A 26,257-nucleotide genomic window follows, 5' to 3' on the forward strand; every position below is an offset into this window, starting at 1 on the left:
ACAGGCTGCTGAAGTAGCAAATTATTTCCGCTTTCAGCAGCCTGTTCATTTTATGACATTTGGGTATGACCGGATAGAGCACGCTTTTCCTGCTCTGTATCAAATTCTTTTTCCATTTTTGACACGACCACTGTAGCTACACCATTACCAATTAGATTTGTAACTGCACGTGCTTCTGACATGAAACGATCTACGCCGATTAAAAGGGCAATCCCCTCAACAGGAATCATCGGGAATGCTGCTAATGTCGCTGCTAGTGTAATAAAGCCAGAGCCCGTTACACCAGCTGCCCCTTTAGAAGTAAGCATTAAGATGGCTAATAACGTAATTTGATGCCAAACATCTAAATCCACACCATAGGCTTGTGCAATAAAGATGGCAGCCATTGATAAGTAAATGGATGTTCCATCTAAGTTAAATGAGTAGCCTGTGGGAATAACTAACCCTACCACTTGCTTCGAACAGCCATAGTTTTCGAGCTTACGCATCATGGAAGGTAATGCAGATTCAGATGAGGATGTTCCGATAACGATAAAGATTTCATCTTTAATGTACTTGATAAATTTAAAAATACTAAAGCCGAAGTAATGGGTAATCAATCCAATAATTACAACAATAAAAATAAACATTGTAATGTAAACAGATAGCATTAAAAATCCTAAGTTTCCTAGCGATTTAAGTCCAAAGTTTCCGATTGTATAGCTCATGGCGCCAAACGCACCAATAGGCGAAATTTTCATTACCATGTTAACGATTTTAAAGAAAATATCGGCCACTTGCTCGAAAAATTTAATAACAGGTTTAGCTGGTTCTCCAATTGCCGCAGCGGCTAATCCAAATAAAACAGCTGAGAATAAGACTGGTAATAATTCACCATTTGCTAAAGCACCTACTACATTTTCAGGAATAATTTGCATAATAAATGCACCTAAACCATGTTCTGCAGCTGCCGCTTCTGTATATTGAGAAACATCGGCACCGCTTGCAGCATCTGTATTAAAACCTTTACCGGGTTGAACAATATTGACAACGATTAAGCCAATTGCAAGGGCAAAAGTTGAAACAATTTCAAAATAAATTAAAGCTTTTCCACCAATTTTCCCAACCTTTTTGACATCCCCCATACTACCAATGCCGATGACGACTGTTAAGAAGATAATTGGTGCTATTAACATTTTAATAAGTTTAATAAATATATCCGCCAAGATTTTGAGCTTTGCCCCGAATTCTGGGAAGGTTGCTCCCACGATAATCCCTAGTACAATGGCGATCAAAACTTGTACTGTCAAGTTTTTAAAATTTATCCGCATATAGTTCTCCCCCTACAACAACGATGAATATTGTGTGAACGCTTTCATGTGGTTATCATAGCTGAAATTTTCCGACAATAGTGTTTATGACCGTAATGGTTGTATTGTTCATTTTGTTCATTCTGAGAGAAAGAGGAGTTAGTGCTAGTGATATCAAGGGTTTTAAGCTGTTTTATAGTAGATTTAAAATTGGGGAAACTATTATAATACAAAAGAAAAAATCCTTACGTTTTGTAAGGATTTTTCATTAATGAACAAAAGTATTAGGGATCAACGATTTTTTCAATCTCTGCTAAGATTTGATCGTTTTGAATATGGGCTCTATAAAAATCATAAACAGGTGCAAGTTGTTCCTTAAAGCGTTGTCTTTCTTGGGGACTCATTGTATACACATCAAAATCATCTAGCTGTTTCAGCTTGTCCATATCTTGTTCATTCATAAGTTCAGCCTGCTCAAATTGCCAATCGGTTGTTTCTTTCATAGCATCCAACAACTGATGCTGAATTTTGATAGGTAGAGAATTCCAAAAGGTTTCATTCATTAACACAGCATAGCCTAAAATCCCATGCTGAGTGATAGTCATATGCTTTTGTACTTTGTAAAAACCCTTTGAATAGATATTAGAAGCGGTATTTTCTTGTGCGTCTATTGCATGCTTCTCTAAATCCGAAAAGACCTCACTAAAAGAAATAGGTATAGGTGTTGCTTTGACCACTTCAAATTGCTTTTCTAATGTTTTACTTGGCATCGTACGCACTCGTAAGCCCTGTAAATCTTCAAAAGTATGAATAGGCTGCTCAACAGAGGTTAGATGCTTAAACCCATTGTACCAAAAGCCAAGCCCTTTAATATGGAACGGCTCTAGCTCATTAACCAATTGTTCACCAATAGAACCCGTTAGGACTTCCTTTACTTCCTCATTTGTATTAAATAGAAAGGGTAAATCAAGCACCTGCCAATTAGGAACATAAGCCGTCATTTTAGAAAAAGTAGGGATGATCATTTCCACTTCTCCCTTTTGCAATGCCTGAAATTCATTTTCATCATTAAATAAAGAGGAGTTGGAGTAAACATGTACTTTGACCTTCCCGTTTGTTTTTTCTTCTACTAGCTCAGCAAATTTGTTGGCAGCTTGGCCTTTAGGGGTATTTTCAGCGACGACATGACTTAAATGAATTGTTATCTGTGTGTCTAAACCCTTTTGCTCATCATCATAGGGAAGTGGCTTGGCGAATAGTAATCCTTGTTGAACACTGATAGTGAGGATTAACACAAGCACAGTTATAATCGTACCAATAATAAATTTTTTCATTGTATACACCCAATTAATTCGTATTTTCTGATGTTTTTGTTATTCTAACATATGGAGTAAGCTAAAATATAGTAGGAGGGAGGCGGTCAGTTGAAATTTCAGAAGTTATCCATGCAAAGAAAAATTATGTCTCTGACTTTTTTTATTCTCATGCTTTCCTTTAGCATTGGCGGTACTTTTTTGTTAGGTTTTGTCATGAATGAGCAAAAGACCAAACTAAGTGATCAGGCACTCCTTGTAGCAAAAACCGTCTCTCAGCTTCCTGAAATAAAAACATATATTGCTAGTGAAAATTACTATGATGCCGTACAGCATATTAATCCTGTTGTAGAGGAAATCCGTGATATCAATGGGGCAAAATATATTGTTGTTCTTGATATGCAACGACGAAAATATTCCCATCCAAATAGCCAGGAACTTGGTCGAATATCTCAATCTGGAGATTTAAACGCCGCTTTTTCAGAGCATTACTATACGTCGATTGCACGTGGAGAACACGGTAATATGGTTCGTGCGTTTGTCCCGATTATGAACCATGAAGGACAACAAATAGGTGTTACAGTAGTAGGGTACAGTGTTCTTACGGTAGTGGAGTTACTGCAAACAATGCAAACCGAACTAATGGTTACTGTACTATTATCGTTACTATTTAGTGTATGGGGAGCACGAACATTGGGGCTTCATATGAAAAAGCAAATGTTTGGGTTAGAGCCGCATGAAATTGCCAAAATGTATGTAGAACGTACAGAAACGTTTAATGCCATGCACGAAGGCATCATTGCTATCGATAATGATTTGACCATTACGATTTTTAATGAAAAAGCCTGTGATATCTTAGGCGTTTATGAAAAACCCTCTACATTGATTGGACAGAAAATCTTTCATGTCTTGCCAGATACACGACTTCCTGAAATTTTAGAGCTGGATCAGCCGTTATTTAATCGTGAGCTGTATATTAATAATCATAGTATTATGAGTAATCGAATTCCGATACAGGTTAATGGCGAAACTGTTGGGGCAGTGGCCATGTTTAAAGACCGTACGGAAGTGAAAAAGCTTGCCGAAGAATTAACAGGCGTTAGAGCATTTGTCCAAGCCCTTCGTGTACAAACACATGAACATAAAAATAAACTGCATACGATAGCGGGTCTTTTACAGCTAGGTCATCATGAACAGGCACTTTCTTACTTAACACAAGTGAAGGAAGAGCATGATGAAATCACTAACTTTTTAAACGAACGAATAAAAAATGAAAATATTTCTGGGCTATTGCTCAGTAAAATTTCCTATGCGAAGGAACAAGGAATTCGATTGGAAATTGACCGTGAAAGCCGATTTACATCATTTCCAGCTAATTTGGATCATCATGATTTCGTCATTCTCTTTGGTAATTTGATAGAAAATGCGTTTGATGCATTAAAGGATGTACAGGTCGAGGAGAAGGTGATTCATGTTTCTGTGGATGAAGATGATGACGTATTAGCCATATTAGTAACCGATAATGGTGTTGGCATGACGGAAGAGGTCAAGCAGCACATTTTTGATAATGGTTATTCTACAAAAGAGAAAAACTACCGTGGAATAGGGTTATTTTTAATAAAGGAAATTGTCGAAAAAGGGCAGGGTGACATCGAAGTCATCAGTGAGCCTAACAAAGGAACAAGTTTTTTAATCACCTTTTATTATTCATAATGGATGGAGGGCTAGCAGTGGCACAGATTAGAGTATTATTAATTGAGGATGATCCAATGGTACGAGAGGTAAATCGCCAATTTATTGAAAAGGTAGAGCATTTTCAAGTGGTTGGACAGGCACCTAATGGGTTAGAAGGCATTACGCAAATTTGCCAACTGAAGCCTGATTTAGTTTTTATGGATATTTTTATGCCAGAGCAAGATGGTATTACAAGCTTACGCAAAATACGTGAGCTCGATCTACCAGTAGATGTTATTACCGTGACAGCCGCAAATGATATGGAGACAGTGAAACAGATACTGCATCTAGGTGTTTTTGATTATATTATGAAGCCTTTTTCTTTTGAACGTGTTAAAGGGACACTTGACAATTATTTACGCTTTAACAAGCAAACTCAAACAGAACGAGAGCTCACACAGGGAGAATTAGATCAGTTATTTCATTATCGTGATGGACAAACTATGTTGGATCAATCTGTTACATTGAAATCCGAAAAAAATCTCCCAAAAGGTTTTAATCGTACAACACTTGAAAAGGTTGTGCACTTTTTACAATCGGTGGATGGTGCCTCAGCGGAAGAAGTAGCCAGTGGAATTGGCATTGCCCGCGTAACAGCTAGAAGATATTTAGATTACCTTGAAAAACAAGAGGAAATCACAATGGATGTCCATTATGGTGGCATTGGTCGTCCTATAAACTATTACTTTAGTAAATAAAGAAAATCCTGATTGTCATAATAACAATCAGGATTTTTTGCGATTAACTAATAAGGCATGATTTTATCAACAGGTGTTGGTGTCTTAATCTTTGGCAGAATTTTATCTAGTGTTACTGTACGCTTAATCTCGTGTGTAGATGGATCATTTTCATCAAATTGATCAAGGAAGTTAATAACCTCTTTTACAATTGGTGTTGGCGTAGAAGCACCTGCTGTTACAGCAACGATGTTGATACCTTTTAACCATTCTACTTTTAGCTCTGAAACATCTGCAATTCGATAGGATGGTGTTCCTGCAATTTCTACAGAAACTTGTGTTAAGCGGTTCGAGTTATTGGATTTAGGATCACCTACAACAATAAGTAAATCCGCTTCACCTGCTTGCTGTGCAACAGCCTCTTGACGTACTTGTGTAGCTAAACAGATCTCTTTGTGTACCTCAATATGTGGGAATTTTTCTTTTAAACTATCCATTAAATGGGCGACATCCCATTGGCTCATTGTCGTTTGATTTGTGACAAGTAATTTATCATTCGTTAATTGTAAAGCATCAATATCATTAGAAGACTGTACTAAGTGGACATGATCCGGAGCAACGCCAATAGCACCCTCTGGTTCGGGATGTCCTTTTTTACCAATATAAATAATGTCATAGCCTTCTGCAGATTTTTCACGAATTAAATCGTGGGTAACTGTTACATCAGGACATGTAGCATCAATGGACACTAAGCCTTTTCGCTTCGCAATCTCACGAATTTCCGGTGAAACACCATGTGCTGTAAAAATGACAGTACCTGTTTCAACTTGTTTAATAATTTCTAGGCGGTTATCACCATCTAACGTGATGATACCATCCTCTTCAAACGCATCTGTGACGTGTTTATTATGCACAATCATCCCTAAGATGTAGATAGGTCTTGGTAATGTTTTATCAAGTGCGGCGTTACGAGCGATCACCATCGCATCCACAACACCGTAGCAATAGCCACGTGGATTAATTTTTAATACTTGCATGGTGGTTGTGACTCCTTTCAAGCTTACCTATCTACATTATAACGGACAGTGACTGTGAATACAAAGAAACGTTCATTTACATTGGTGGTTGGAAAATACGTGGTTTAGATGGAAGTGGCTCGGGAGGCGTAAATGATGCACTTTGCCTAGATGACCGTCTTCTTCCAGCAGTCTTACTATTGCCTCCAGCAGCCTTACTATCGCTTCCTGCTGCTTCAGTTGCTCCACCGCCAGCGGAAGGAAGTCCTTGGAATCCTTTATATAATTTTAAGAGTGATGGAATATTTTTCACCATCGGCATAGCTTGTTGGATATAAGGGGTATAGGTTTTGGCTGTATTAAATAAACTGTTGGCTTGCTGTAAAAATGAACCGACTTTCGAAGCTTCTTGCACAGGTGGCATCGGCATTTGCCCTCCAAATGAACCTATTCCATTAGCCATTGGAAAGCCGCCTGGAATTCGTGGTTGAACAGGGAAGCCTCCAGGCGGGAAAAAGGACTGTGGCGACATCTGTGGAGGTGTTTGCATGGGCATGGGCATTCTCATGCCACCCGGATACATTGGGTATGGATAAGGTGGTCGAAATACCATAATGATCTCCTTTCTACTTGTTTTTCATTGATGACATACCTGACTATAGCTATGATATGCAAAGGCTAATAGGAGGGTTCAATAAAGCTACATAAAAGCAAAATGTAATATGGAATTTGTAAAGTAGAAGTCCAAATACAGCTAGACCTTAGGTTACATATTCATTCATCCTCTTCATGATAGCGAAGCATTCGATAGCCTACCCGTACATGTGTCTGAATAAGTTTGGGCTGTGCTGGATTAACTTCTATTTTTTTTCGAAGTGTAGCCATAAATACTCGTAAACTTGGAACATCTGATTGAAGAGCGTTTTGCCAGATTTCCTTTAAAATATAATTATGTGTTAGAACTTTCCCAACATTTTTGGATAAAACAATTAAAAGCTTATATTCAATCGGCGTCACATGTATTTCTTTTCCATTTACAAATACTGTATGATCAACATAATTAATTTGAAGATAACCATTTGTGAAAATGGGATTCTCTTTTTCAAGTGGTTGTTCATAGGCCATTCTTCTTAAGGCAACCCGAATTCTTGCTAATAATTCTTCCACACTAAATGGCTTTGTTACATAATCATCTGCACCTGCATCCAAAGCATTAATTTTATCATGTTCTTCTCCACGAGCACTTACGACGATAATTGGTGTTTGATTCCAACTTCTAATTTTTGTGATTAGTTCTACGCCATCTATGTCTGGTAGACCTAAATCTAAAATAAAAACGTCAGGTTTTATGGTAAGAGCCTTTTGAAGGGCACTATTACCATCACGTGCAATGTCGAATTCATAATGGTTTGTCGCTAATGTCATTTTAATTAAATTGGCAATTGCTACATCGTCCTCAACTACTAGAATTCTTTTACTCATCAAATTTCATTACTCCTTTTTTCAGCGAAAAGTTAAAAATCGTTCCTTGTGGTTTATTATCTGAAACGTTTATGCTGCTACCATGTAATTTTAAAATTGTTTGACAGAGTGCTAAGCCTAAACCAAGACCCCGTCTACTATCACTGCGTTGTACTTTTCCAGTTGTAAATGGCTCAAACAAGCTACTTTTTAAAGCGTCATCGATTCCAGGCCCATTGTCAGAAATACTAAAACTTACGAATCCATCTGATTCTTTCACTATGATCGTAATGGCACTACCTGGTGGGGTGTAAGTCAATGCATTATCGATGATATTAATGAAAACTTGTATGATGAGTCGAGCATCCATTAAAGCAAATAAAAACTCAGGTTTAATTTCATAAGATATTTTATGTGTATTGTTTTGACGAATAACATGGGACAGTGCCTCTTGAATAATATCTTCTACTAGTTCAATTTGCATTTCTAACGCAAATTGCCCATCCTCTAACTTAGATACAGCTAGTAAATTTTCAACCATTTGTACAAGCCATTTTGAATTTTTATAAATATCTTCATACAATTTATTTTTTTCGATCTCTGGTATTAGTGGTGCATTGTTGAGTAAGATATCTGCATTTCCAGAGATAGCAGTGAGTGGTGTCCTAAGGTCATGAGAGATTGCACGTAAAAGGTTAGCTCGCATCTGTTCCATTTCAGCTTCTCGCGCTACTTCCTCATTAAGTTTCTGTAAATACCATTTATCCAAAGCGAATGAAAAATCATTAATAATGGCGTGCAAAATATTGCGCTCAAATGCAGGCAATGGGGAGACTTTAGATAGGGCAATACCTATAACACCCTTCACATCTCCATTAGAAATAACAGGTATATAATAAGCGTTCACTTCAGGAAAGATGTCTGTAGATACACCTGCTACATGCCTATTATTTGTAACCCAACTAACAACACCACATTCATTTGGATTATCGAAAAGTACAGCTATTTTTTGATTTTCACTACTAGACATTGTTTCAGTACGAAAGAAAGATGATTTCTCAATTACCTGGTTATTTATTTCGAAAAATTGTACAGGCTTTTCTACTAATTTAACAATTTGAGACATGCCTTCAACTATTATTTCTTCAATAGACTTAGCATGTTGAAGCCTACGATTTGTTTCAAGGAGCACCTCCATTCGATAAGATTTACGAATGGCTATAATGGTTTGCTCCTTTATCTTCTTTGTTAAGCTACTCGTAATTACGCCAGAGATAAACATGATAAAAAATGTCATTGGATAGTCACGATGATAAGCATCAAATGAAAATCGAGGCTCTGTAAAAAAGTAATTAAAAAGTAAGACAGCAATAATGGAGTTAATAATACTCATCATCGATCCAGTTGACCAAATAGCAAGGATGAGGACCCCTAAAATGTAAATTGTAATGATGTTTGACTCGCTTATACCAATTGAATATAGATACAAGCCGACAATTGATATGAAGCAAAATACGATAAACATTTTGAACAAATCAAGCCATTCAAATGATAATTTATTACTTATACTAGGAAAATAAAATGGTTCATTTTCTTGATCTGGTACTATGTGTAAGGCTAAGTTCGGAACAAATTCATTCAGGCGGTCACTTATTTTTGTGCTTGGTCGCCACCATTTTTTCCTCATACTTGTTCGTCCGATAACAAGTTTCGTGACCCCACTAATTTGAGCATAATTAGCAAGGGCTGCTGCTACGTCGTCTTCTTGAACGATGACGACATGGCCGCCAAGCTGTTCCACAAGTTTAATGTGTTGTTGTAATCGTTCTGAATTTGCACTACTTCCTTCTTGCTCCTGCAGGTTTTGTACATAAAGAGCAGTAAATTTACCGTGTAATGCTTGTGCAAGTCTTGCAGTGGTTCTAATAACTTTTGCATTTGTAGGAGAGCTACTGATACCAACTAGTAGGTGTTCTTCAATTTGTACAGGGTGTTTGACAGATTCATGGTTGTTTATTTGTTTATAGTTGATTGTATCCGCTGCTCTACGTAATGCGATTTCTCGTAATGATACTAAATTTTGTTTACGGAAAAAAGAATGCAGTGCTTTTTCCGCTTGTTGTTTTGCATAAACTTTACCTTCTTGTAGGCGTTGTATTAGTTCATCTGGTTCAATATCTACAACTTTTATTTGAGATGCTTGATCAATTAAGTAATCAGGGATACGCTCTCGTACTTTAATGTCAGTAATTTCTTCTACTAAGTCATGAAGGCTTTCAATATGTTGAATATTTACAGTTGTATAAACATGAATTCCCTTTGACAGTAGTTCTTCAACATCTCCAAAACGCTTCTTGTGCCGCATTGTTGGAACATTGGAATGTGCCAATTCATCGATAAGAACAATTTCTGGCTTGCGCTGCAATACGGCATCAATATCTAATTCATAAAAAGCTTTTCCTCTATAGGTTATTTTTTTCGTCGGAATTTGCTCAAGCCCTTCTAGTAAAGCTAACGTATCTGGACGAGGATGTTGTTCTACATAGCCAACCACCACATCTTTACCTAATTTTTGAGCTTGATGTGCTGCATCTAACATTGCGTAAGTTTTACCTACTCCAGCAGCATAACCGAGAAAGATTTTTAAATTCCCTAAAATTTGTTGCTCCTGTTGAAGTCTTGCTAAAAACATCTCAGGAGTTGGACGTGTATTTTCCATCCTCGTTCACCTCATTTGTATTATAGCGTTAACTCCCATTAAGAAAGTATAAAGATTTTGCCTCTTTATGCTTTCTTAATAGAAAAGTAGATTTCCTAACACTACATTAATTTGAAAGTCAGTATGATGAGAACAACCTAAATGAAGGAGGGGTATTTTATTGATGGACTTTTATATGGTTGTATTGTTACTGATAAGCTTCGGAAGTCTTTTGTCATTAACTACATGGTGCTTCAAACTAGTGGATGAGCAATAAGGAGGAGATAGGAATGTGGATTTTTATCGGGATTGTACTTGTATTCTTGTTTGGTTATCTAGGGCATGCATTACTTTGTCCTGAAAATTATTAAAGGCTGTTAGGAGGTAATGCACTATGTGGCAAATAGCCATAGTATTAATTATTTATTTACCGCTCGTTATCTTAACTGGGCATTATCTATATCGGGTAACATTACATCAAAAAACATGGCTTGATCCTATTTTAGACAAAGTTGATGCAGTAATTTATAAATTGTGTGGCATTAAACAAGTAGATATGAATGGTAAAGAATATGTACTTTCATTAATACTTACAAATGCAATTATGGTTTTTATTGGATATTTTTTGTTGCGCATTCAATCATTCCTGTTTTTAAATCCAAATAATATTAGCAATATGGAAGCTACACTTTCATTTAACACGATTATTTCTTTTATAACCAATACAAATCTTCAACATTATAGCGGTGAATCTGGACTCAGTTATTTATCACAGATGCTAGTCATTATCTTCATGATGTTTACATCTGCAGCTACTGGTTATGCAGCTTGTATGGCGTTTTGTCGTCGCCTTGTTGCGAAAACAGATACTATTGGGAATTTCTTTATTGATTTTGTTCGTGTTATTACGCGTATTTTAATGCCTATCTCCATCATTGTTGCCATTATTTTAGTATCTCAAGGGACACCACAAACCTTAAGTGCAAATAAAACAGTACAAACGATCGAAGGAAAATTACAAGATATTGCACTTGGACCTGTTGCTTCTCTAGAATCGATTAAGCATATAGGTACGAATGGTGGGGGCTTTAACGGAGCCAATTCAACAACACCTTTTGAAAATCCAACCGTTCTCTCAAATATAGTGGAGATGTTATCGATGATGCTATTGCCGGGCGCTTGTGTAGTTGCCTTTAGTTTGATGATTGCTTATAGAAAAAAGAAAACTATTTTTGGAAAACAAGGTTTAGCTATTTTTGCAGCAATGAGTATATTGTTTCTACTCGGATTAGTGACTGTGTACATAGCAGAGAAGGCTGGTAATCCAATTATAAGTGAACTCGGTATAACACAGGAGCTAGGGAGCATGGAAGGAAAAGAAATGCGTTTTGGAGTAGTACAATCAGCATTATTTACCACTGTCACTACTGCGTTTACAACAGGATCTGTTAACAATATGCACGATACATTGACGCCTCTTGGGGGTCTAGTACCGATGTTTAATATGATGCTAAATGTTGTGTTTGGTGGTAAAGGGGTCGGCCTGATGAACATGATGATGTATGTTCTACTAACAATTTTTATTGCCTGTTTAATGATTGGGCGATCTCCTCAGTTTTTAGGTAAAAAGATTGAAGAGAAAGAAATGAAATTAATTGCTCTATGCATTTTGATTCATCCGTCTATTATTTTGCTATTTTCAGCACTAGCAGTTGTAACACCAACAGGAATAGCAGGCATAACGAATCCAGGTGCTCACGGATTATCACAGGTTTTATATGAATTTGCTTCAGCCTCTGCCAACAACGGCTCAGGGTTCGAAGGGTTAGCAGATAATTCCACATTTTGGAACGTGACAACAGGACTTGCAATGTTCTTTGGACGATATTTAACCATTATCATTCAACTTGCGATTGCGTCACTACTTGCCAAAAAATTTTGGCACAGTGATTCAATAGGAACATTAAAAACGGATAATACTACTTTTACTTTTTTACTAGTGGCTATCGTTTTAATGATTGGTGCATTAACATTTTTACCAGCTTTAGCACTTGGTCCAATTACAGAGCATTTACAACTTTATTCTTAATGGAGGAGTGAGCATATGGAAACAGTAAGAAAGAGTTTTTTGACAAGTAAGATGCTGAAAAATGCAATGATAGACGCTTTAAAAAAGTTTAGTCCCACTTATATGCTAAAAAATCCTGTTATGTTTGTTGTAGAAGTAGGATTTTTGTTTGTGGTGCTATTAGTTCTTTTTCCAAATATGTTTGGGAGTGTAGTAGAAGAACATGCTCGATTATACAATGGAATAGTTGCTATCCTACTTTTTGTTACAATTCTATTTGCTAATTTTGCAGAGTCAATTGCAGAAGGAAGAGGTAAAGCACAAGTTCAAACTTTAAAAAAAACAAAGACAGTGACACAGGCTCGTGTGTTGCTTCATGATGGTACGGAAATCCTTAAACAGGCCAATGACCTAAAAAAAGGAGATATTGTATTAGTTCAAGCTGGAGAGGTAATTCCAAATGATGGGGAAGTCATTGATGGCATTGCTACTGTGGATGAATCGGCAATAACAGGTGAATCTGCCCCTGTTGTAAAAGAACGAGGTGGAGATTTTTCATCCGTTACGGGTGGTACGACGGTTACGAGTGATTGGTTGATGATTGAAATTACTTCATTGCCTGGCGAATCATTTCTGGATAAAATGATTACGCTAATTGAAGGGGCTAGCCGTAAAAAAACACCAAATGAAATAGCCCTTAATACACTTCTAGTAAGTTTAACAATTATCTTTCTGTTAGTGGTAGTGTCCCTCTATCCAATGACTATGTATTTGAATGTGCCAATTTCTATCGCAACATTAATAGCACTTACAGTTTGTTTAATTCCTACAACGATTGGTGGATTATTATCCGCAATTGGTATTGCAGGTATGGATAGGGTAACACAATTTAACGTCATTGCAATGTCTGGAAGAGCGGTGGAAGCCTGTGGAGATGTGGATACATTAATCTTAGATAAGACTGGCACGATAACATATGGCAATCGAATGGCAGCTGAGTTTCTACCAGTAAAAGGAGTTGCCAGGGAAGAGTTAATGCAAGCTGCATGGCTTAGTTCTCTAACAGATGATACACCTGAGGGAAAATCTATCTTATCGCTTGCTTGCGAATTAGGGGTGAATACGGACGGTGAAAAAAGCATTATCCAGACAAGTAAACATATTCCCTTTACTGCACAAACACGAATGAGTGGCTTGGATAGGGTGGATGGCACAAAAATTCGAAAAGGTGCCTATGATACGATAAAAAGAGAGAGTTTGAAGGCAGGGTACAGTATTCCTTCAAATCTAGAGTTGCTGGTTCAACAAGTATCTACAGTAGGGGGGACGCCTCTGGTCGTAGCACTGAATGATAAAATTTTAGGCGTTATTTATCTAAAGGATATTGTCAAGGCTGGACTAAAGGAACGTTTTGAACAGCTTCGTGAAATGGGGATTAAAACCATTATGTGTACAGGAGATAATCCACTTACAGCAGCAGCGATTGCAAAGGAAGCTGGAGTAGATAGCTTTATCGCAGAAAGCAAACCTGAGGACAAGATTCAAGTCATTAAGGATGAACAGGCACAAGGGAAGGTAGTAGCAATGACTGGTGATGGTACAAATGATGCACCAGCGTTAGCGCAGGCCAATGTTGGGCTTGCAATGAATTCAGGTACAAATGCAGCAAAAGAAGCAGCTAATATGGTTGATTTAGATTCAAATCCAACTAAAATTATTGAAATTGTAGAGATAGGGAAGCAGCTTCTGATGACACGTGGCGCTTTAACAACATTTAGTATCGCTAACGATATAGCAAAATATTTTGCCATCATACCTGCTATGTTGATGGTGGCTGTACCTGAGATGAGCGCATTAAACATAATGAAACTTAATTCTTCAACAAGTGCGATTATTTCTGCCTTAATTTTTAATGCAGTCATTATTCCCTTGTTAATTCCAATTGCAATAAAGGGTGTAACGTATAAACCAATGAGTGCTTCAAAACTTTTGAATAAAAATTTATTCGTCTATGGTTTAGGTGGTATTATAGCCCCTTTTATTGGGATTAAGTTAATTGACATACTAGTTGGTCCACTTTGCCGTAGTTTTGGGCTATAGGAGGAAGGTACATGCGGAAACTATTTGTGAACTTAAAGCAAGCAATTCTTATTACAATAACAATGTTTATACTGTGTGGGCTAATCTACCCATTTGCGGTGACTGCTTTAGCTCAAGGATTACTCCATCATCAAGCAAATGGTAGTTTACTAGAAATCAATGGTAAAGCTGTTGGTTCAGAACTGATCGGTCAATCCTTTTCAGCACCATCATATTTCTGGGGACGTGTTTCAGCCATTCATTATAATGTTTATACTGAGGATGATACGGTACCAGACAAAAATGGTCAGTTAAATTATAGTGGTGTGACTTCTGGAACTTTTAACTATGCACCATCTAATCCAGAATTGAAGAAGCGAATTGAAGCAGATATCAAGAAGTTTCTACATGCAAACCCAACAGTAAAACGCCAAGATATACCTGCAGATTTAATGACAGCTTCTGGCTCAGGGCTGGATCCACATATTAGTGTGAAGGCTGCAAACATTCAAGTGAAGCGCATTGCCCTAGCAAGCGGTCTTTCAGAAGAAGAGATTGAAAAAATCATTGAAGAAAATACGGAGAAACGAACACTAGGAATCTTTGGAGAAAATAAAGTGAACGTTCTAATGGCGAATTTAACTATCATGAAAAAAATGGATAATAGACAAGAATAATAACTATAAAATCAGGTAGAGAAATGCTTTATTCTCTACCTGATCGTATTTTATGCTTGTGAATTTACAAGAATTTTAATATGATTACGTTCCTTCATTAAAGCTTCAAAGCCTTCTGTTACCACTTCATCAAGAGCAATTCGTTTCGTAACAAGCTTGTCTGCAGGGAAGTAACCTTGGGTCATCAGCTCCATTACGGCTGGGAAAATATCGCGGTAGGCAATAATTCCTTTGACTGTTCGCTCTGATAGAACGATATTGTTCGGTTGGATAGCAGCTGTAGACTCCCAAATCGACACGATGATTGTTTCACCTTCAAAAGTGGTTGAGTCAATAGCTTGTTGTAATACCACAGGAACGCCCGTTACTTCAAAGGCAACATCTACACCACCATTTGTTAATTCATGTAGACGCGCAACGGCATCTTCCTCTTTAGGATTAATGACGGCTGTTGCACCAAGTTCTAAAGCTTTTGCGGCACGCTCTGCTGAAAGCTCTACAGCATAGATTTCTGATGCGCCCGCTGCACGTAATGCTTCAATAACAAGAAGCCCGATTGGTCCTGTTCCAAAGACGGCAGCTTTGTCACCGGCTTTTAATTTACTTTGACGCACGGCATGTAAAGCGACTGCCGCTGGTTCTACAAGTGCTCCTTGCTCATAAGAAAGCCCTTCTGGCATTTTGTGAACCATTTTTTCATCTACCATTGTATATTCGGAGAATCCTCCGCCACCGCCTGAAAGACCGTGGAAACCTAAATGTTTACAAATATTATATTTACCTTTTTTACAAGCAGCACATTCGCCACATGCAAGGATTGGTTCTACTACTACAGGATCTCCTATTTGAACAGATGTTACACCATCGCCAATTTCAACTACTTCTCCTGAAAATTCATGTCCCATCACAATGGGTGCGATGTCTTTACTTACATAGTGAGGTTGCTCCACTGGAATAAAGATTGGCCCAGCTGCGTATTCATGTAAATCACTGCCACAAATCCCTGTCCAATGTACTTTAATTTTTACTTTTCCAGGTGCGATGACTGGTTCTTCAATGTTTTCTACACGGATGTCTTTTGCTTTATACCATCTTGCTGCTTTCATAATCTACCAACCTCCCATAATATCTTACAGCTCTATCATAACATGTGGGAAATCTGCTAATCATTAGTTCCCTATAAATTGACATAAAAATTACATATTACAAGCGTTTTCGAACATTGTTGCAGCGCTTTTTTGATTGCATATTCTGCGTATTTCAAGTACCTTTGATAAGGGCTTTGTTACGGTTATAATAAAACATTAAAAATATGTTTATGCTAGTAAGAAATAGAACGTAAATATACCTTAAAGTTCGAATCATGGTACAATGAAAAAGATGTTAGGAGGAACGAATGATGTCAAAATATACTGATTATAATTTTCAGCCATTTTTGCAGGACGCCATTGCAAATCTAGGCTTTACAGAACCGACACCAATTCAAAAAGAAATTATTCCGCTTTTATTAAAAGGAAAAAGTGCTATTGGACAGGCACATACAGGAACAGGGAAAACACATAGTTTTTTAATTCCGATTGTTCAACGTATTGATGTAGAAAAACAGGAAGTACAGGCTGTTATTACTTCTCCTACTCGAGAGTTAGCACAACAAATTTTTGATGCATTAAATCAATTAATAGAAGGAACTGCGATTCAAGCAAAACTATTTATTGGGGGTACGGACAAACAACGCTCCATTGATAAATTAAAAACACAGCCACAAATTGTTGTTGGAACACCAGGACGTATTCGTGACCTTGTTTCAGCACAAGCGTTATTTGTGCATACAGCACCAATCTTAGTTGTTGATGAAGCGGATCTAGCTTTTGATATGGGCTTCATTGAAGAGATTGATGGCTTTGCTTCACAGATGCCAGAAAAGCTTGAAATGTATGTTTTTTCTGCAACAATTCCAGAAAAACTTCAGCCATTTTTAAAGAAATATATGGAAGCGCCAGTGCACGTCCATATGAATGATAAACGACCAGTGGCAGAAGGCATCGATTTTGTGCTTGTACCAGTGCGCTCAAAATCGCGTAATAAACGTTTATTAGAAGTCATTGAGGGCATTAATCCCTTTTTAGCTGTTATCTTTACCAACACACGTAAAACAGCAGAACATGTTGCTGGCTACTTAAATGAGCATGGTATCCGTTGTGGTCAAATTCATGGTGACTTAAGTCCACGTGATCGTAAAAAAATGATGAAGCAAATCCGTGAGCTTGACTACCAATACATTGTAGCAACTGACTTAGCTGCTCGTGGTATTGATATCCAAGGCATTTCTCATGTTATTAACTACGAGATTCCAGAGGACTTAGAATTCTTTATTCACCGTGTTGGTCGAACAGCGCGTGCAGGCAATAAAGGGACAGCCATTACATTATTTGAGCCATCAGACGAGGATGCAGTAGTTCGCGTAGAAAAAATGGGCATTCCTTTTGTACAAAAAGATGTAAAAGATGGCGAATGGACAGAGTTAAAAGAGCGTCATGCACGTAAAAATCGTGTGAAGCAAGAAAATGAAATTGATGTGAAAGCAAAAGCGTTGGTACGTAAGCCTAAAAAGGTAAAACCTGGCTACAAACGTAATATGAAGTGGGAAATGGAAAAAATTAAAAAACGTGAACGTCGCTTAAAAGCACGAGGTAAAAAATAAGGGGGCTTTAACATGTTACTTGGCTCACATGTTTCGATGAGCGGGAAAGAAATGCTACTTGGCTCTAGTAAAGAGGCACTGTCATACGGAGCCAATACATTTATGATTTATACTGGAGCACCGCAAAATACGCGTCGCAAAGCCATTGCTGACTTAAACATCATGAATGGACTCCTGCATATGAAAGAGCATGGTATGACCAATATTGTTGTACATGCACCTTACATTATTAATATTGGCAATACAGAAAAACCAGAAACATTCCGTCTCGGTGTAGATTTCCTACAATCGGAAATTGAACGTACTGCAGCACTGGAGGCAACGCAAATTGTGTTACATCCTGGTGCCCATGTAGGAGCTGGTGCTGATGCTGGTATTGCTAAAATTATTGAAGGTTTAAATGAGGTTTTATCTCAAGACTATCCCGTTCAAATTGCATTAGAAACCATGGCAGGGAAGGGGACAGAATGTGGACGTTCCTTTGAAGAGCTTGCTAAAATTATTGATGGTGTAACGAATAACGAGCGACTATCTGTATGCTTTGATACTTGTCATACACATGATGCTGGCTATAATATTGTGGAAGATTTTGATGGGGTATTAAACGAATTTGATAAAATAATAGGCGTGGAACGCATTAAAGTATTGCATATCAATGACTCCAAAAATGTGCGCGGTGCAGGTAAGGATCGCCACGAAAATATTGGCTTTGGTCATATTGGCTTTGATGCCCTCAACTATGTAGTACACCATCCACAATTAATGGATGTTCCTAAAATTTTAGAGACACCGTTTGTCCCTCTCACTAGTGACGCTAAATCTAAGGTAGCTCCGTATAAAGTGGAAATCGATATGTTACGAAACGGTACATTTAAGCCTGAGCATATTGAAGCTTTAAAGGGCTAATATAACTAACCCGAAATCAGGCTGGTTCTGATTTCGGGCTTTTTTTATTTTGTAAACAAGGCAATCAGTTGGCGAGAGCGCTTTCTCCCTAAAACAGCTTCCACTTCAACAAGAATATCTTTAGGAATACCTAAAAATAGCCAAGAAAATGAGAATTGCTCCAAATAAGGTCGAAGTTTTTTTACTTCAGAAGTCGTAATGCTAAAACCTTCTTCACGAGCAATCGCGACAATTTCCTTATCCGTGCTTTGTGCTAATTGCTGTAAAAATTGAATACTCAAAGTCAATCCTCCTTTATCCCATTTTATTTTCACGAAATCATTTACACACTTGCCATCAGCCTATTCGAAAAAGCATCCATCTTCTTTTCTTTACAAAAACTGCACTTTCCTTTATACTTACAATTTGTAAATCGTAATGATTTTGAATTAGAAAGAAGCGATCATGCATGAAAACAACACTTATTGACATTGAAAATGTGTCATTTCAATATGACTATACGCAAGTTTTAAAAAACATTTCTTTTCGTGTAGAAGAGGGAGATTTTTTAGCACTTCTCGGTCCAAATGGTTCGGGAAAATCAACATTATTAAAAATTATTTTAGGTTTGTTGAAACCTTTATCCGGTGAAATAAAGCTATTTGGTGAAACAAGCGCAAACTTTAAGCACCGTGAATGGATTGGCTATGTCTCACAAAAATCCAATGCCTTTAATTCTGGGTTCCCAGCAACCGTGCAAGAGGTCGTGAAAAGTGGATTAACAAAAAAATTAGGGCTTTTTAAAAGACCTGGCCGAGACGCCAAAGACAAAGTTCAAGAAGCTTTAAAGGCAGTTGGCATGGATGCTTATATGAATCGCAATATTGGAGAATTATCTGGTGGACAACAACAACGTGTTTTTATTGCAAGAGCTTTAGTCAGTGATCCTAAACTGCTCATTTTAGATGAGCCAACTGTCGGCATTGATCACGAGAACGTGCAGTCATTTTATGATATGCTGGCGAAATTAAATCGGGAACAAGGAATTACGATGATTCTTGTCACACACGATGTCGATACGGTATCAAATCGTATTAGTCATGTGGCATGTTTAAATCAAACCATTCACTTCCACGGCTATAAAAATGAATTTGATAATATTTCTCAGGACGCGCTAGATGCTTGGTATGGCCATTCCGTGAGAAAGATTCATTAGAAGGAGTAGGCACATGATTGAAGCAATTTTACATTATGAATTTTTACAAAATGCCTTTTTCTCTGGATTATTAATTGGCATACTTGCACCACTGCTGGGGGTGTTTATTGTTGTACGTAGGCTGTCCTTGATTGCCGATGCTTTGTCACATGTAACACTCGCTGGAATCGCTGGGAGTTTATACATCAGTCAATCTGTATCAGCCTTAGCAATGCTCAATCCTATTTATCTAGGAATACTAGCCTCTGTGAGTGGCTCTGTCTTGATTGAGCGTTTAAGGCGTTTGTATAAGCACTATGAGGAGCTTGCCATTCCAATTATCATGTCAGGTGGTATTGGGATTAGCGCCATCTTTATTTCACTTGCCAGTGGTTTTAGCACAGATTTAATGAGTTATTTATTCGGCTCGGTTTCTGCTGTATCTCGTCAAGACTTATGGGTAGTGATTGGCATTGCTGCCATTGTGATTATCTTTTTGTTTTTATTTTTTAAAGAATTATTTGTTTTGTCTTTTGATGAGGAATATGCAAAAGCTAGTGGACTTCCGGCTCGTTGGGTTCATCTTTTATTTATGATTGTAACAGCACTTGTCATTGCGGCAAGTATGCGCATAGTTGGTATTTTACTTGTATCATCTCTGATGACATTGCCTGTTGCAGCAGCAATGCGCTTGGCAAAGGGCTTTAAACAAACCATCATTTTTGCCATTGTTTTTGGAGAAACAGCTGTACTAATTGGTCTAATTAGCGCATTTTATATGGATTTAGCGCCAGGAGGCACGATTGTTGTCACTTCTATTCTGATTTTGTTACTTGTAATCCTAGGGAAGAAAGTAGCACTTAAAATGGCTGCAAAGCAGGGGGAGGTAGCGCAATGAATATTTCAAGAGCGTGGGAAATATTAAAGGAAAATGGCTATAAAAAAACAGATAAACGGGAGTTAATATTAGATATGTTTGCAGCAACAGATAAATATCTAACAGCCCGTGATTTATTGGATGTTCTAAAAAAGGATTTTCCGGGAATGAGTTTTGATACCATTTATCGTAACCTTGCTACTTTTGTGAAACTTGGGATATTAGAAGAAACAGAGCTATCAGGGGAACGTAATTTCCGTATGCACTGTGAATCTGCGCATCATCACCATCATTTTATTTGTATGGATTGTGGCAACGTCAAAGAGCTTAATCTTTGTCCAATGGAAATGTTAGGTGAAAAATTACCTGATTATGAAATTGAAAATCATAAGTTTGAAATATATGGTAAATGCCCGGATTGTAAGCATGAAACGCTGTCACATTAAATATGACAGCGTTTTTTCTATGTAAGAAGAGGGTACCTGTATAAGGCTACCCTCTATATTAATTAAGCTACAGCCACTCGACGAATCGCAACAATTTTATTGCAATCTACGATTAAAGGAGAAGCAGCTGCTGCACCTGGCTCAAGGAAGTATGCACAGCAATTTCTTGGATCAAGGGAAATGAAAGTCACACCTAAGAAGCTAACACCTCCAGATAAGAAGATATCTAGTGTAGTAGCTAGCTCTAATTTTCTTAATTGGTGACAAATACAGCCTCTACAGTGGCTGCTCATTCTTGGTGTACATTTTTCTTCTTTTTTACAATGGCATTTTTCCTCTTTTTGGCAATGACATTTTTCAACTTTACGTTGACAGCATTTTTCCTCTTTTTTAGGACATTTACAGCCTTGCCAGTTCATATGTGACATATATCTTTTATCTTCCATTGTCTAGACCTCCCTTCTTCTAGTTTCGTAAAGGTAACCCTTACAGTAATAATCTATGTTTGGTGCATAGCCAGAGACTGGCGATATGTCCGATAGGCAGCTTAAAAATCTATATTTTTCTCAAAAACTTTTGCAATGTGTAAAGCCCTAAGCTGAAATATTGCTATAAACATCTAATCAAGCTAATTGTATGGGGATAGATTTCATATTTCCTTCTACAAGCGCGAAAAAAAGATGAGTCTTTACCGAAATGGAAAGACTCATCTTTTAAATAGAAGTTTATTGATGTTTTTGTTGGAAATTTACCATGAAATCTCGTAAAGCTTCGCAAGCCTCAAGTGGCACTGCATTATAAGTGGAAGCACGACAGCCGCCAACAGAACGATGTCCATTTAGCCCAACAAAACCTGCTGCCTTTGCCTCTGCAAGGAATTGTTTTTCCAGCTCCTCATCTGCAACACGGAATGTAATGTTCATTAAAGAACGGCTTTCAGGTGTGGCATGGCCTTTGTAGAAACCATTACTATTGTCAATGGCATCATAAATCACTTTTGCCTTTAATTCATTATGTTTTTCAATTGCTGCTACGCCGCCTTTAGCTTCTACCCATTTTAATACCTCGCCGAGCATATAGATCCCGAATGTCGGAGGTGTATTATAAAGAGAATTACTATCAGCATGTGTTGTATACTTTAACATCGTTGGTATATTTTTATTTGCTTTTTCAAGTAAATCTTTGCGAATAATCACGACCGTTACACCTGAAGGGCCAAGGTTTTTTTGAGCTCCTGCATAGATGATACCGAATTTTTCAATATCAACTGGTTTTGATAGGATGTCACTTGACATATCCGCCACTAATGGAACATTTCCTGTGCTAGGGAAATTTTTCCATTGTGTACCATATATCGTATTATTGGATGTGATGTGAACATATGCATCATCTTCATTGAATTGAATATCTTCTAAAGCAGGAATATTGCGGTATTGGTTTTCTTTTGTGCTTGCAGCTTCAACAGGTGTCCCAAATAATTTAGCTTCCTTAAAAGCTTTCTCAGACCATGAGCCTGATAATACATAGCTAGCTTTTTGCTCAGTTGTTAAGAAGTTCATAGGCACCATTGTAAACTGAAGGCTTGCTCCACCCTGTAAGAATAGTACCTCATAGTTTTCTGGAATAGCATAAAGTTTTTTTAATAAAGTAATAGCTTCATTATGTACTTCATCGAAAATGGCACTTCGGTGACTCATTTCCATAATGGACATACCTGAATCACGGAAGTTTACTAATTGCTGTTGAGCATTTTCTAATACTTCTTGTGGTAGAGCAGATGGACCTGCGTTGAAATTGTATGCACGTTGTGTCAAAGTGGTACACTCCTTGTTTGGTTAATAACAGAACTTTACTGGATTATAACCTAATTTTCAAGAGAAAAAATAAAATTCTTAATATTTGAGCAGAATGGCGACAGGCTCGCAACAAAATGTACACATTTAAGCAGGTATTTTTCATTAAAAACGAACAAACAGAAGGATATTTTTGAAATTAAGTTATATTTTCCGTATATTAAATATTTTTCATTGCAATAAAAATGATATTGTTCGTGTTTTTGCTTGCAAATTTTTCCTTGGTAGAAGCGTGAAACGGACAGGCTAAAGCAAAACTATCCAATCGATTGTTAGAGAAAGTTCCTTATTACTTTACGAGAGGTAAGCAAGTTTTTGTATAATATTATTAAGAAAAGAAAAAGAGGTGTTCAGGATGTTTACTGTAGAGAAAGCTTGTTTAGTAGTTGTAGATGTGCAAGGAAAGTTAGCAACAATTGTTGATGACAGTGAAACGGTAATTGAAAATGTAGCAAAGCTAGTACAAGCGATGAAGGCACTCGAAGTACCTATTTTGTGGCTAGAACAAAATCCAAGTCGATTAGGCGGAACGGCACTTGATATTGCACAGCATTTACAAGGGCAACCTATTGCCAAAATGGCCTTTAGTGCGTGCCAAGAAGAGGCATTTGTAGAAGCGATGAAGGAAAATGGACGTTCTCAATTCATTGTCACAGGTATCGAAACACATATTTGTGTGTATCAAACGGCTAGACAACTGAAAGAACAAGGATTTGAAGTAGAGGTTGTTGTAGACGCCGTATCTTCTCGAACAAAGGCAAATAAAGAAATTGGGCTTACGAAGATGAATGCCCTTGGTATTTATCCAACTAGCACCGAAATGATCTTGTATGAGCTATTACAACGTGCAGATCATGAACATTTTAAAACCATTTTGAAGCTTGTTAAATAACGCAAATTAAAATTGAAACAATTGGTATGTTTATTCCATTCATTGTAATAACAATTTTGCTTTCAATAGAAATGTATAAAAATATATTGATTTTATATAAAAAATAGTAGATGTTTGATGGGTCAATAGACCTTTTTCGAGCATCTTTTTTTATTAAATCTGCATAAAGCGTGACATTACTCATATAAAAACTTAGCCATTCTAAATGTTGTATACTATAATAAAAAACCGGGATTCATTATAGGGAAATAACTATTAATGAGGATGATGACGATGATAAAAAATGTTAGATGGTGGCTGTTAATCGTGAGTGTAGTTTTTCTTTCAATCAGTTGTACAGGTAAAGAAGTAAAAGTAGAAAAAGATCCTCTTTCATCAACGGAACAATTTGTTATTGAAGATTTACTGAATGATAAGGGACTATTAAGGACAGATTTAACAAACCAAAAGGACATATTTTTATCAGAGTCGGTAGGGTTATGGTTGGCGTATTTATTAGAAAAAGATGATCAGGTTCGTTTTAATGAGCAGATAAATGTTATGAAATCATACTTTTTAGCAAATGATTTTATTGTCTGGCGTATAGAGGGGACTAGAAAGGCTTCTGTTAATGCATTAATTGATGATTTGCGAATCATTCGTGTTTTACTGTCAGCAGGTGAAAAGTGGCAGGATGCAACTTACTTACAATTGGGTAAAAAAATTGGAGAAAACTTAGTTCGGTATGGAATGAATAAAGAACTGTTTGTTGACTTTGTCGATGTTGACAGTCATGACAAAGCCAATACGCTAACGATTAGCTATATCATGCCTTCAGCTTTTCATGAGATGGAAGAAAACGGTCTTTTATCCCAACAGCAAGTCCAACATCAGTTAGCTATTATACAAAATGTGCCACGAGCTAACGCAGGGTTTTTTCCAAAATATTATGATATTACCACTGAAAAATATGTATTTGACAAAGAACTACACATGATTGATCAATTATATACAGCTTATCATCTTGCCTCTATCGATGGGGACACTGCAGTATTTAAAGACTGGCTATTAAACCTTCTGAAAAGAGACAATAAATTATATGGTCGTTATAATCCTCAAACGAATCAACCAACTGTTGACTATGAGTCACCAGCTGTTTACGCCATGGCAGCGCGATATATGCTTGCAATAGACGAACAGAAAATAGCACAGGAGTTTATTGAGAAAATGGAAAACTTAAAGGACCCTACAACAGGTTATGTTGATAAAAGGTCAACGCATAGTTTTGATAATTTGCTACCACTATTAGCCGAAAGGGAGGTAAAAAATGCACACAACAATGACTAGAAATAGAGCTATTTTTGTCTATGGAACCATCCTTATTTTACTCTTACAAATACCTACTTATTTTTTATTGCGTTTGGATGCTGACCTCATACATCTGAGCAGCTTATCTCACAAGGGTTTTTACCTGAGGCAATTGGCCAATATGTGTTTATAACCAAAAATTTCTGGCAGCTTAAAGAGCCTTTATTATGGATTCATTCATTAGAAAATACTTCTGTAAAAGGTGACTTTTATACTTACTTGAAGGAGACGAATTCACAGGCAGACGCTGCGATTGAAACAAAAGAAGGGCAATTTGTTGTAGCCGTAAATCAAAATGCTGATAAGGAAGATGGGAAAGTAGCGAAAAAAGGCGACATATCCTATGTTTTAATTGCAGAATTTGTTGGGCTCATCCTTGTCATCGCAGTCATATTGTTTATCATCCTTCGTAAACGAAAGAAAAATCAACTGAAACAATAAAAGCAAAGTCGCGAATGTGCGACTTTGCTTTTTTATGCAGGCATGTCCGTTGGTGTTGGTTTTGCATAGCCCTCTTTATACGTGTCATCAATGAACTGACGAATTTCTTTTAAGCTCTTGCCTTCTTTGTGCAGTTGTGCCGATTGGACAGCAATCTCTAAGCACACTAAACAGCGTGTCCCATGATCATCCCAAACAATCGAACCATCCTCACGTTTTTCCTGAATAAAGCAATTTAAATTACTTTTATGGCCAGCAGATTCACCACAGCCGCAGTAGCACGGCATCCATTCAAGAATCTCTGTCGATTGTCCAGCTATTTGATAGACCAAGCGAATATTTTCTTGTTTGCCCTCTAAAAAGGTCGGTAGGACATCAGCAGAAGCCGTTTCTTCTTGGATATCACCAGATGCCTCCGCATGGTCATGGCCTTCATGTGAAGCATCATTTGCTTTAGGAGTGGTTTCAGCACTGTTCTTATTTTCTCCACAAGCACTTAATAACAGTAACGCCAATACAACAAAAATAGTAATCGATTTCTTCAAAAATAGCGCCTCCTACATGTTTACAATGCTTCCATTATAACATCGTTTTCTTAAACATTTACA

24 protein-coding genes are annotated in these 26,257 nt (G+C 37.3%); 13 read left to right on the forward strand and 11 right to left on the reverse strand.

Going from position 1 to position 26,257, the window contains the following annotated elements:
- Window positions 1–50: 50 nt before the first annotated feature.
- Window positions 51–1,310, reverse strand: coding sequence for a dicarboxylate/amino acid:cation symporter (locus V1L66_RS08180; RefSeq protein ID WP_016993523.1), 1,260 nt, complete (start codon window positions 1,308–1,310; stop codon window positions 51–53).
- 263 nt (window positions 1,311–1,573) lie between these two features.
- Window positions 1,574–2,623: a TRAP transporter substrate-binding protein gene (locus V1L66_RS08185; RefSeq protein ID WP_016993522.1), complete on the reverse strand. Its 1,050-nt coding sequence runs from the start codon at window positions 2,621–2,623 to the stop codon at window positions 1,574–1,576.
- Between the two features lie 150 nt (window positions 2,624–2,773).
- On the opposite strand from V1L66_RS08185, the gene V1L66_RS08190 reads away from it, so the two are divergent.
- Window positions 2,774–4,315, forward strand: coding sequence for a sensor histidine kinase (locus tag V1L66_RS08190; protein ID WP_167444839.1), 1,542 nt, complete (start codon window positions 2,774–2,776; stop codon window positions 4,313–4,315).
- A gap of 17 nt (window positions 4,316–4,332) precedes the next feature.
- Window positions 4,333–5,034 (forward strand): response regulator, encoded by a 702-nt coding sequence (locus tag V1L66_RS08195; RefSeq protein WP_016993520.1) that lies wholly within the window; start codon window positions 4,333–4,335, stop codon window positions 5,032–5,034.
- Between the two features lie 47 nt (window positions 5,035–5,081).
- Here the strand turns inward: V1L66_RS08195 and V1L66_RS08200 are convergent, their stop codons facing one another.
- From V1L66_RS08200 to V1L66_RS08215, 4 genes are all read right to left on the reverse strand, one after another.
- Window positions 5,082–6,050 carry a 4-hydroxy-3-methylbut-2-enyl diphosphate reductase gene (locus V1L66_RS08200; protein WP_333006497.1) on the reverse strand — a complete coding sequence of 323 codons (969 nt, stop codon included), beginning with the start codon at window positions 6,048–6,050 and terminating at the stop codon, window positions 5,082–5,084.
- 76 nt (window positions 6,051–6,126) lie between these two features.
- Window positions 6,127–6,642: a VrrA/YqfQ family protein gene (gene vrrA, locus V1L66_RS08205; RefSeq protein WP_036076218.1), complete on the reverse strand. Its 516-nt coding sequence runs from the start codon at window positions 6,640–6,642 to the stop codon at window positions 6,127–6,129.
- Between the two features lie 161 nt (window positions 6,643–6,803).
- The gene (locus V1L66_RS08210; RefSeq protein WP_004227221.1) at window positions 6,804–7,511 is read right to left on the reverse strand and encodes a response regulator transcription factor; all 708 of its coding nucleotides are present in this window, start codon (window positions 7,509–7,511) and stop codon (window positions 6,804–6,806) included.
- A complete protein-coding gene (locus tag V1L66_RS08215; protein ID WP_333006496.1) occupies window positions 7,504–10,209 on the reverse strand; it encodes a sensor histidine kinase KdpD in 2,706 nt (901 codons plus the stop codon). Before V1L66_RS08215 ends, V1L66_RS08210 begins: the two co-directional genes overlap by 8 nt.
- Before the next feature lie 373 nt (window positions 10,210–10,582).
- Here V1L66_RS08215 and kdpA point away from each other — a divergent pair, with 373 nt between their 5' ends.
- From kdpA to kdpC, 3 genes are read left to right on the forward strand one after another with little or no spacing between them, the layout of a single operon-like run.
- Window positions 10,583–12,277: a potassium-transporting ATPase subunit KdpA gene (gene kdpA, locus V1L66_RS08220; protein ID WP_333006495.1), complete on the forward strand. Its 1,695-nt coding sequence runs from the start codon at window positions 10,583–10,585 to the stop codon at window positions 12,275–12,277.
- A 15-nt stretch (window positions 12,278–12,292) separates the two neighbouring features.
- Window positions 12,293–14,356 (forward strand): potassium-transporting ATPase subunit KdpB, encoded by a 2,064-nt coding sequence (gene kdpB / locus V1L66_RS08225; protein WP_409072220.1) that lies wholly within the window; start codon window positions 12,293–12,295, stop codon window positions 14,354–14,356.
- An 11-nt stretch (window positions 14,357–14,367) separates the two neighbouring features.
- Window positions 14,368–15,012: a potassium-transporting ATPase subunit KdpC gene (gene kdpC, locus V1L66_RS08230; protein ID WP_333005796.1), complete on the forward strand. Its 645-nt coding sequence runs from the start codon at window positions 14,368–14,370 to the stop codon at window positions 15,010–15,012.
- Between the two features lie 50 nt (window positions 15,013–15,062).
- On the opposite strand, the gene V1L66_RS08235 is transcribed toward kdpC, so the two are convergent.
- Window positions 15,063–16,118, reverse strand: a complete 1,056-nt coding sequence (locus V1L66_RS08235) for a 2,3-butanediol dehydrogenase (RefSeq protein WP_333005797.1) — start codon at window positions 16,116–16,118, stop codon at window positions 15,063–15,065.
- Window positions 16,119–16,411: 293 nt separating this feature from the next.
- On the opposite strand from V1L66_RS08235, the gene V1L66_RS08240 reads away from it, so the two are divergent.
- Entirely contained in the window at window positions 16,412–17,713 is a 1,302-nt protein-coding gene (locus V1L66_RS08240; protein WP_016993509.1) for a DEAD/DEAH box helicase, read from the forward strand.
- A 12-nt stretch (window positions 17,714–17,725) separates the two neighbouring features.
- A complete protein-coding gene (locus tag V1L66_RS08245; RefSeq protein ID WP_016993508.1) occupies window positions 17,726–18,619 on the forward strand; it encodes a deoxyribonuclease IV in 894 nt (297 codons plus the stop codon).
- A gap of 44 nt (window positions 18,620–18,663) precedes the next feature.
- Here V1L66_RS08245 and V1L66_RS08250 read toward each other — a convergent pair whose 3' ends face one another.
- A complete protein-coding gene (locus V1L66_RS08250; protein ID WP_004227236.1) occupies window positions 18,664–18,900 on the reverse strand; it encodes a Nif11 family protein in 237 nt (78 codons plus the stop codon).
- 167 nt (window positions 18,901–19,067) lie between these two features.
- Between V1L66_RS08250 and V1L66_RS08255 the strand changes: the two genes are divergently transcribed.
- From V1L66_RS08255 to V1L66_RS08265, 3 genes are read left to right on the forward strand one after another with little or no spacing between them, the layout of a single operon-like run.
- Window positions 19,068–19,814, forward strand: a complete 747-nt coding sequence (locus V1L66_RS08255) for a metal ABC transporter ATP-binding protein (protein ID WP_036076215.1) — start codon at window positions 19,068–19,070, stop codon at window positions 19,812–19,814.
- A gap of 13 nt (window positions 19,815–19,827) precedes the next feature.
- Window positions 19,828–20,691, forward strand: coding sequence for a metal ABC transporter permease (locus V1L66_RS08260; RefSeq protein WP_333005801.1), 864 nt, complete (start codon window positions 19,828–19,830; stop codon window positions 20,689–20,691).
- Window positions 20,688–21,116 carry a Fur family transcriptional regulator gene (locus V1L66_RS08265; RefSeq protein WP_004227247.1) on the forward strand — a complete coding sequence of 143 codons (429 nt, stop codon included), beginning with the start codon at window positions 20,688–20,690 and terminating at the stop codon, window positions 21,114–21,116. Before V1L66_RS08260 ends, V1L66_RS08265 begins: the two co-directional genes overlap by 4 nt.
- Window positions 21,117–21,178: 62 nt before the next feature.
- Here V1L66_RS08265 and V1L66_RS08270 read toward each other — a convergent pair whose 3' ends face one another.
- Window positions 21,179–21,562, reverse strand: coding sequence for a hypothetical protein (locus V1L66_RS08270; protein ID WP_016993505.1), 384 nt, complete (start codon window positions 21,560–21,562; stop codon window positions 21,179–21,181).
- A gap of 279 nt (window positions 21,563–21,841) precedes the next feature.
- Window positions 21,842–22,930 (reverse strand): 3-phosphoserine/phosphohydroxythreonine transaminase, encoded by a 1,089-nt coding sequence (serC, locus tag V1L66_RS08275; RefSeq protein ID WP_333005803.1) that lies wholly within the window; start codon window positions 22,928–22,930, stop codon window positions 21,842–21,844.
- Between the two features lie 394 nt (window positions 22,931–23,324).
- Here serC and V1L66_RS08280 point away from each other — a divergent pair, with 394 nt between their 5' ends.
- The 3 genes from V1L66_RS08280 (at window position 23,325) to V1L66_RS08290 (ending at window position 25,649) form a co-directional block, all read left to right on the forward strand.
- Complete coding sequence (locus V1L66_RS08280; RefSeq protein ID WP_333005805.1) at window positions 23,325–23,861, forward strand: hydrolase; 537 nt, start codon at window positions 23,325–23,327, stop codon at window positions 23,859–23,861.
- A gap of 273 nt (window positions 23,862–24,134) precedes the next feature.
- Window positions 24,135–25,187, forward strand: a complete 1,053-nt coding sequence (locus V1L66_RS08285; RefSeq protein ID WP_333005807.1) for a hypothetical protein — start codon at window positions 24,135–24,137, stop codon at window positions 25,185–25,187.
- Window positions 25,188–25,331: 144 nt separating this feature from the next.
- Window positions 25,332–25,649 (forward strand): hypothetical protein, encoded by a 318-nt coding sequence (locus V1L66_RS08290; protein WP_333005808.1) that lies wholly within the window; start codon window positions 25,332–25,334, stop codon window positions 25,647–25,649.
- Window positions 25,650–25,681: 32 nt separating this feature from the next.
- Here V1L66_RS08290 and V1L66_RS08295 read toward each other — a convergent pair whose 3' ends face one another.
- A complete protein-coding gene (locus V1L66_RS08295) occupies window positions 25,682–26,194 on the reverse strand; it encodes a PCYCGC motif-containing (lipo)protein (RefSeq protein WP_016993502.1) in 513 nt (170 codons plus the stop codon).
- Window positions 26,195–26,257: the final 63 nt, after the last annotated feature.

The organism is Lysinibacillus sp. IITD104, assembly GCF_036698265.2.
Taxonomy (GTDB): domain Bacteria; phylum Bacillota; class Bacilli; order Bacillales_A; family Planococcaceae; genus Lysinibacillus; species Lysinibacillus boronitolerans.

Excerpts from the sequence above, each read along its gene's own strand:
- V1L66_RS08260 (WP_333005801.1), top strand. The coding sequence starts at position 19,828 with ATGATTGAAGCAATTTTACATTATGAATTTTTACAAAATGCCTTTTTC.
- V1L66_RS08180 (WP_016993523.1), bottom strand. The coding sequence starts at position 1,310 with ATGCGGATAAATTTTAAAAACTTGACAGTACAAGTTTTGATCGCCATT.
- V1L66_RS08235 (WP_333005797.1), bottom strand. The coding sequence starts at position 16,118 with ATGAAAGCAGCAAGATGGTATAAAGCAAAAGACATCCGTGTAGAAAAC.
- vrrA (WP_036076218.1), bottom strand. The coding sequence starts at position 6,642 with ATGGTATTTCGACCACCTTATCCATACCCAATGTATCCGGGTGGCATG.
- V1L66_RS08280 (WP_333005805.1), top strand. The coding sequence starts at position 23,325 with ATGTTTACTGTAGAGAAAGCTTGTTTAGTAGTTGTAGATGTGCAAGGA.
- V1L66_RS08185 (WP_016993522.1), bottom strand. The coding sequence starts at position 2,623 with ATGAAAAAATTTATTATTGGTACGATTATAACTGTGCTTGTGTTAATC.
- V1L66_RS08200 (WP_333006497.1), bottom strand. The coding sequence starts at position 6,050 with ATGCAAGTATTAAAAATTAATCCACGTGGCTATTGCTACGGTGTTGTG.
- kdpA (WP_333006495.1), top strand. The coding sequence starts at position 10,583 with ATGTGGCAAATAGCCATAGTATTAATTATTTATTTACCGCTCGTTATC.
- V1L66_RS08190 (WP_167444839.1), top strand. The coding sequence starts at position 2,774 with ATGCTTTCCTTTAGCATTGGCGGTACTTTTTTGTTAGGTTTTGTCATG.
- V1L66_RS08240 (WP_016993509.1), top strand. The coding sequence starts at position 16,412 with ATGTCAAAATATACTGATTATAATTTTCAGCCATTTTTGCAGGACGCC.
- V1L66_RS08265 (WP_004227247.1), top strand. The coding sequence starts at position 20,688 with ATGAATATTTCAAGAGCGTGGGAAATATTAAAGGAAAATGGCTATAAA.
- V1L66_RS08255 (WP_036076215.1), top strand. The coding sequence starts at position 19,068 with ATGAAAACAACACTTATTGACATTGAAAATGTGTCATTTCAATATGAC.
- kdpB (WP_409072220.1), top strand. The coding sequence starts at position 12,293 with ATGGAAACAGTAAGAAAGAGTTTTTTGACAAGTAAGATGCTGAAAAAT.
- V1L66_RS08245 (WP_016993508.1), top strand. The coding sequence starts at position 17,726 with ATGTTACTTGGCTCACATGTTTCGATGAGCGGGAAAGAAATGCTACTT.
- V1L66_RS08285 (WP_333005807.1), top strand. The coding sequence starts at position 24,135 with ATGATAAAAAATGTTAGATGGTGGCTGTTAATCGTGAGTGTAGTTTTT.
- V1L66_RS08215 (WP_333006496.1), bottom strand. The coding sequence starts at position 10,209 with ATGGAAAATACACGTCCAACTCCTGAGATGTTTTTAGCAAGACTTCAA.
- V1L66_RS08210 (WP_004227221.1), bottom strand. The coding sequence starts at position 7,511 with ATGAGTAAAAGAATTCTAGTAGTTGAGGACGATGTAGCAATTGCCAAT.
- kdpC (WP_333005796.1), top strand. The coding sequence starts at position 14,368 with ATGCGGAAACTATTTGTGAACTTAAAGCAAGCAATTCTTATTACAATA.
- V1L66_RS08270 (WP_016993505.1), bottom strand. The coding sequence starts at position 21,562 with ATGGAAGATAAAAGATATATGTCACATATGAACTGGCAAGGCTGTAAA.